At 36.1% G+C, this 5,542-nt stretch carries 5 protein-coding genes; 1 reads left to right on the plus strand and 4 read right to left on the minus strand.

Annotated features, from left to right (window positions below):
- Positions 1 to 108: 108 nt before the first annotated feature.
- Together COZ07_RS05230 and COZ07_RS05235 are read right to left on the minus strand one after the other, a co-directional pair.
- Positions 109 to 1,425: a TldD/PmbA family protein gene (locus tag COZ07_RS05230; protein ID WP_406607525.1), complete on the minus strand. Its 1,317-nt coding sequence runs from the start codon at positions 1,423 to 1,425 to the stop codon at positions 109 to 111.
- A gap of 1 nt (position 1,426) precedes the next feature.
- Positions 1,427 to 2,797: a TldD/PmbA family protein gene (locus COZ07_RS05235; protein ID WP_406607526.1), complete on the minus strand. Its 1,371-nt coding sequence runs from the start codon at positions 2,795 to 2,797 to the stop codon at positions 1,427 to 1,429.
- A gap of 242 nt (positions 2,798 to 3,039) precedes the next feature.
- On the opposite strand from COZ07_RS05235, the gene COZ07_RS05240 reads away from it, so the two are divergent.
- Complete coding sequence (locus tag COZ07_RS05240; RefSeq protein ID WP_406607527.1) at positions 3,040 to 3,720, plus strand: hemolysin III family protein; 681 nt, start codon at positions 3,040 to 3,042, stop codon at positions 3,718 to 3,720.
- A gap of 75 nt (positions 3,721 to 3,795) precedes the next feature.
- Here the strand turns inward: COZ07_RS05240 and lpdA are convergent, their stop codons facing one another.
- A complete protein-coding gene (gene lpdA / locus COZ07_RS05245; protein ID WP_406607528.1) occupies positions 3,796 to 5,190 on the minus strand; it encodes an NAD(P)/FAD-dependent oxidoreductase in 1,395 nt (464 codons plus the stop codon).
- A gap of 42 nt (positions 5,191 to 5,232) precedes the next feature.
- Positions 5,233 to 5,542 (minus strand): PEGA domain-containing protein (locus COZ07_RS05250; protein ID WP_406607529.1); only part of this gene is annotated, 310 nt, incomplete at its 5' end.

Consider the following 5,542-nt stretch of genomic DNA (forward strand, 5'->3'; position numbering starts at 1 on the left):
AATTATCATTCTCTGCCTCCTCTTCTTTTGGGAAAATATATGATATATTATCATAATTGCTATTCCCGATTTAGATGTTTATCTGTTTTAAAAATATTGCTCTATCTCTTATTTATTCTTAGTAGAAACGGAAAGGGATTTTAAGTAGATGTGGGGAAATTTATGTTTTCCTGAAACCCATTTGGCTTTATTACCTAAAGCTATTATATTATTTAATTCTTGGAGAGCATTACCAGCGATCATTACATCCTTGACTCTTCCTACTATTTTACCATTCTCAATTTTAAAACCTAATTGTACATTATTGGAAAAAGCTCCGCTAATTATATTCCCCTGTCCTAACCCCAGAACCTGATCTACAATTATCCCCTGCTTAATATCTTTTACCATCTCTAAAAAGGAAACTTTCCCTTCTGGTATAATTAAATTATTTACTTCCGGGGCAGGTCCACTATGTATATACCCCCTTAATCCATTACCGGTGCTTTCTACTCCAACTATCCCCGCAGTCTGTAAATCATAATAAAAGTTTTTAATTGCTCCCTTTTCTACTAAAGGCAACCTTTTCATCTTTACTCCTTCATCATCAAAAGGAGCACTCCCCAGGGCAAAATCTATAGTTCCATCGCTATCCAGGGAAAATAATTCACTCCACATTTTTTCTCCTTTTTTATCGGACAAAGGGGATACTTTCTTGAGCACCATCTTTCCATTTAAGCCCATAATTAGAGGAAGGATTAACACCAAAGCTGCCTCAGGAGTAAATATAACTGGCATCTTTCCACTTTCTACTGAAACAATTTTTTCTCCCCATTCTAATTTTTCAATCAGTTCAGCACACAATTTTCCTGAATTAAGATTATCTCTCCCCGATTCTAAAGAGGAATATAAGATCAACATATCTTCCTCTTCTGTTTTTTGCACCATTGCAGAATAAGCCATTATGGTCTTTTGATAAGAATAACTTCCTCCTTTAGAATTCAGGTATTTTACTTCCAGGTAATTCTTTAAAATATTAACATCACACCTTAACTCTCGATTGACTTTTCCTATCTCCTTAATAATATCTTCCCCGGTACTAATCATTGCTTCAATACTTTTTTCTGCCACTTGAGCATCGTAAATATTTACTTTCTCTTTCTCTTCTAATTTTACTTCTTTAGGAAAATCAAAAGAAGCTCTGGGACCAAATTCAGAAGTAGCTATTGATTTATCAATCATCAAGTCTAAATTATATCCCCCAGTGGAAGAAGAAAATCCCACTTTCCCATTATTTATTACCCGTAAAGCTTGCCCTTCAGTCTCAGAAATATCTATCGCTTTTAATCTATTTACTTCAAAATTTACCGGAACAGTCTGGTTTTTTATTTTAAATAACTCAGCGGAATCCACTTTTTTACTGATTTTTTTCATTAATTTTTTCAATTTACTGTCCACCTCCTACGATTATTTTTTTTATCCTAAGGTGTGGACTACCGAAAGATACCGGCAAGGGAGACTGACCACCTTTACCACATCCTCCAGCTGCTTCTATTATTTTTAAGTCATCCCCTATCCCTTCGATATTCAGAAGAGTAGAAAAAAGATTGCCGCTTAAGACTACATCTCTAACCGGCTCAGCAATTTTTCCATCCCTGATCATAAACCCTTCTCCGGAGCTAAAAGTAAACATCTCAAAAGTAGTATTACCTCCAAAACAGTCTTTGGCATAAATTCCTTTTTTTATTCCAGACAATAAATCCTTAAAAGGAACCTCCCCATTCTCAATATAAGTATTGGTCATTCTGACCATAGGTTTAAAATTATAGTCAAGGGCCCGGGCATTTCCGGTCGGTTCCTCTCCCATCTTTTCTGCCGTCTCTCTGGAGTGAAGTCTCCCCACTAAAATTCCATCTTTAATCAGATAATTCTTCTTTGTTTTAACCCCTTCATCATCATATTTAGAAGAACCTATCAAATCCGGAAGAGATCCATCATCCACTACATTAAGTTGGGGAGAACCAATTCTTTTCCCTAAAATCATTAAACTTTTCATCCTATCATCTTCATAAAGAAAATCTGCTTCACTTAAGTGCCCAAAGGCTTCATGGATAAAAACACCTCCCAGGGTTTGATCTATAATAACGGTATATTCTCCTCCCTCCACTGGCTGAGCTTTAAGGAGAGCCAGGGCTCGGGTAGTAGCTTTTTCTGCCCGGGGTAAAATATCTCTTACTATACGAAAACCTTTGGTAGTTCCTAAAGTCTCACTAGCCATCTGGACATTATCTCCTTCTCGGGCTATAGCGGTAAAACTTACTCTTAGAAAGGGTTTTTCTTGTTCTATATAACTTCCTTCAGAATTAACAAAATAAACCGTGGAAAAAATATCAGCATAAACCACACTAGATGATTGTATTTTTTGATCATAATTTAAAATTCTATGATTATAATTTTCGATTACTTCTTTTTTTTCTTTTAAACTTACCTGACGGAAATCTTCATCCAACTCTTTTTTTACTATTTCTACTACGGGAGGAATAGCTGCTAGTTTACTTTCTTCTTTAGTAATTAAGTTCGCTATCTTTATTGCTTGTTCTACTTTTTCCTCTAAATCATTAAACTGATTGAAAGTAATAAAACTCCATCCCCCTTTGACCAGGGCTCTGATATTTCCTCCCCATTCTTGAGCACAATTTAATTTTTCTAAATTTTTACCCTGAAAATGAATGGTAGTAGTTTCTCTTTTTTCCGCTCTTATCTCCAGATAATCTACTTTACCTTTTTTCCTTAAGGCTTTTTCTAATATTTCCCTCATTAATCAATCTTCCTTTCTATCTATATCTTTTTTAAATAATTAAATTCAGTATAATTATTATATCTACTACGGGAGTTAAAATAATATTTTAATCAACTTAGCATATTATACTATTCTTTCTTTTTAAATAAAACCATACTAATAAAACATTATTCATCGGGAGGTTGATTTCTCCATAAATAACCTATATAATTTTAATAAAATAACTATCTTTTTAAAAATAGCCTGAAATTAAAAAATAGATGAAAAAAATAGAAAATAAAAAAAATAAATTAAAAAAAGAGACTAATCTCTTTGGAGCTCAAACTATTGGTGAAGAAATTGCCAATAGTATTACTCATGGCCTGGGAGTGGTTTTAAGTACTGCAGCTCTGGTAATTCTGGTAGTTCTGGCCAGCAAACGCGGCGATGCCTGGCGCATGGTAAGTTTCAGTATATATGGAGCTACGCTTATCTTGCTTTATCTATCTTCCACCCTTTACCATAGTTTTGTAAACCCAAAGGTAAAAAATATTTTTAGAATCCTGGATCATCTGGCTATCTATCTTCTTATCGCCGGAAGCTATACTCCCATAACTCTTGTTTCTATGAGGGGAGCCTGGGGATGGACTCTTTTTGGGCTTATCTGGGGAATGGCCATAGCTGGGATTATAATCTCTATAGCCTTTAAAGAAAAACTCAAACCGGTAATGGTTTTATCTTATGTAGTTATGGGATTACTCATTGTTGTTGCCTTTAAACCAATGCTGCTGATACTGCCTCAAAAAATGATTTTCTGTCTGTTTATCGGGGGAGCTTTTTACCTTTTGGGAATAATCTTTTATTTATGGAAAAGATTGCCTTACCACCACCCCATCTGGCATCTTTTTGTCCTGGGGGGAAGTATTTCTCATTTTTTTGGTATATTATTTTATCTCACTTAATACTTTGCCAAGGGACGGTCCTTTGACAAACTTAAGACTTTGTCAAAGGACCGTCCCTTGGCAAACTTTGACCAATTACCTGGTCAGATGAATAGGCTTTCCTATTATTCCCTCAGCTGCTTCAGCGATAGTTTCTGCCAGGGTGGGATGGGCATGAATAGTATTTACAATCTCTTCAGCAGTTGCTTCCATAGAAAGAGCCAAGGTTCCTTCGGCAATTAAGTCACTAGCATGGGCCCCCAAAATATGTAAACCTAAAAGTTCAGAAGTATCGCTATCGGCAATTATCTTTACCATCCCCTCAGTTTCTCCCATTCCTAAAGCCTTTCCATTGGCTAGATAGGGAAATTTGGAAACTTTAATCTGATCATATTTTTTTCTGGCTTCTTCTTCGGTTAATCCTACACTGGCTACTTCAGGTAAAGAAAATACACAATTAGGCACCACTTTATAATCCATTAACACTTCTTTCCCAGAGATGTTCTCCACCGCCACTATCCCTTCTCGGGAAGCAACATGAGCTAACATTATCTTGCCTACTACATCTCCTACTGCATAGATGCCAGGGATATTAGTCCTCATCTTCTGATCTACTTTAATAGCTCTTCCCTCCAATTCGATACCCAATTTTTGAACATTTATATTCCCAAAATCTGGAACTCTACCGGCAGCTAAAAGAACTTTTTCGGTTTCCAGTCTTTGTTTTCCTTCTGGGTTAGAAATTAGGACCTTAAAATTCTGATTGGTCTTTTCTATCCCTTCAACCTTACTATTGGTTAGAATTTTAATTCCCTGTCTTTTTAAAATAAAGGCAAGCCTATTGGCTATCTCCTCATCTATAGGAAGTAAGATTCTGGGGAGCATCTCTACCACGGTAACTTCCACTCCCATAGCTTTAAAGATACCGGCAAATTCTATACCTATTACTCCTCCTCCAATAATTATCATCTTGGTGGGCAACTCGCTTAAGGATAAAGCTCCGTCACTATCTATTACCCCCTCATTTTCTAAACCTGGAATAGGTATCTTCATCACTGAGGAACCGGTAGCAATAATAATATTCTCAGTCTTTATAAGCTCTTTTTTACCTTCAATATTAATGACTTCCACTACTCCTGGCTCTAATATATTACCTTCTCCCTGAATTACCCTAATCTGATTAGCTTTCATCAGCTGTCCTACCCCGGAACTCATTCTCTTAGCTATCATTTCTTTCGTCTTCATAATGGCCGGAAAATCATAAGAATATTCTTTAACTTGAATTCCAAATTCTTTAGCCCTTTGGAGTTGGTTTAATAGCTCAGCGGTACCTACCAAAGCTTTGGTAGGTATACAACCTCTGTTTAAACAGACTCCTCCTAATTTATCCTTTTCTATCAGGACTGCCTTTAGCCCTAAATGAGCGGCTTTTATAGCGGCCACATATCCACCAGGTCCTCCACCAATAATGGCTACATCAATCTCGTTCATATTGGTCTGTCTCCTCCTAATAAAATTTATTCCCAGCTACTTCTATAATTTAGTCATGGTTACATCCACTGAAGATATTTCTCCAAAATATACCCAAATATCTTCTACCCAGGTTCTAAAACCGTCTTTAATTATGGTAAGTTCGTGATATCCGTCTTTTATATTTTCTAAGGCTACCGGATTACTTGAAAAGGTAGTCTTTTTATAGGTGCCATCTAAAAATATTTTAGCCCCACTCTGATTACAAGAAATGGAGATTGTACCATAAGACTGTTCCACTATCAAATCAGCAGAAACAGTAGTCGTCTGCGAAGGGAAGACGGAAACATAACTATTCCATTCCTGATAGCCG

Origin of the sequence: Candidatus Infernicultor aquiphilus (assembly GCF_002784285.1) — a bacterium.
GTDB lineage: Bacteria > Atribacterota > Phoenicimicrobiia > Phoenicimicrobiales > Phoenicimicrobiaceae > Infernicultor > Infernicultor aquiphilus.

What these genes read in the sequence shown, in the direction of transcription:
- COZ07_RS05235 (WP_406607526.1), bottom strand. Translation starts at nt 2,797, where the DNA reads ATGAGGGAAATATTAGAAAAAGCCTTAAGGAAAAAAGGTAAAGTAGAT.
- COZ07_RS05240 (WP_406607527.1), top strand. Translation starts at nt 3,040, where the DNA reads ATGAAAAAAATAGAAAATAAAAAAAATAAATTAAAAAAAGAGACTAAT.
- lpdA (WP_406607528.1), bottom strand. Translation starts at nt 5,190, where the DNA reads ATGAACGAGATTGATGTAGCCATTATTGGTGGAGGACCTGGTGGATAT.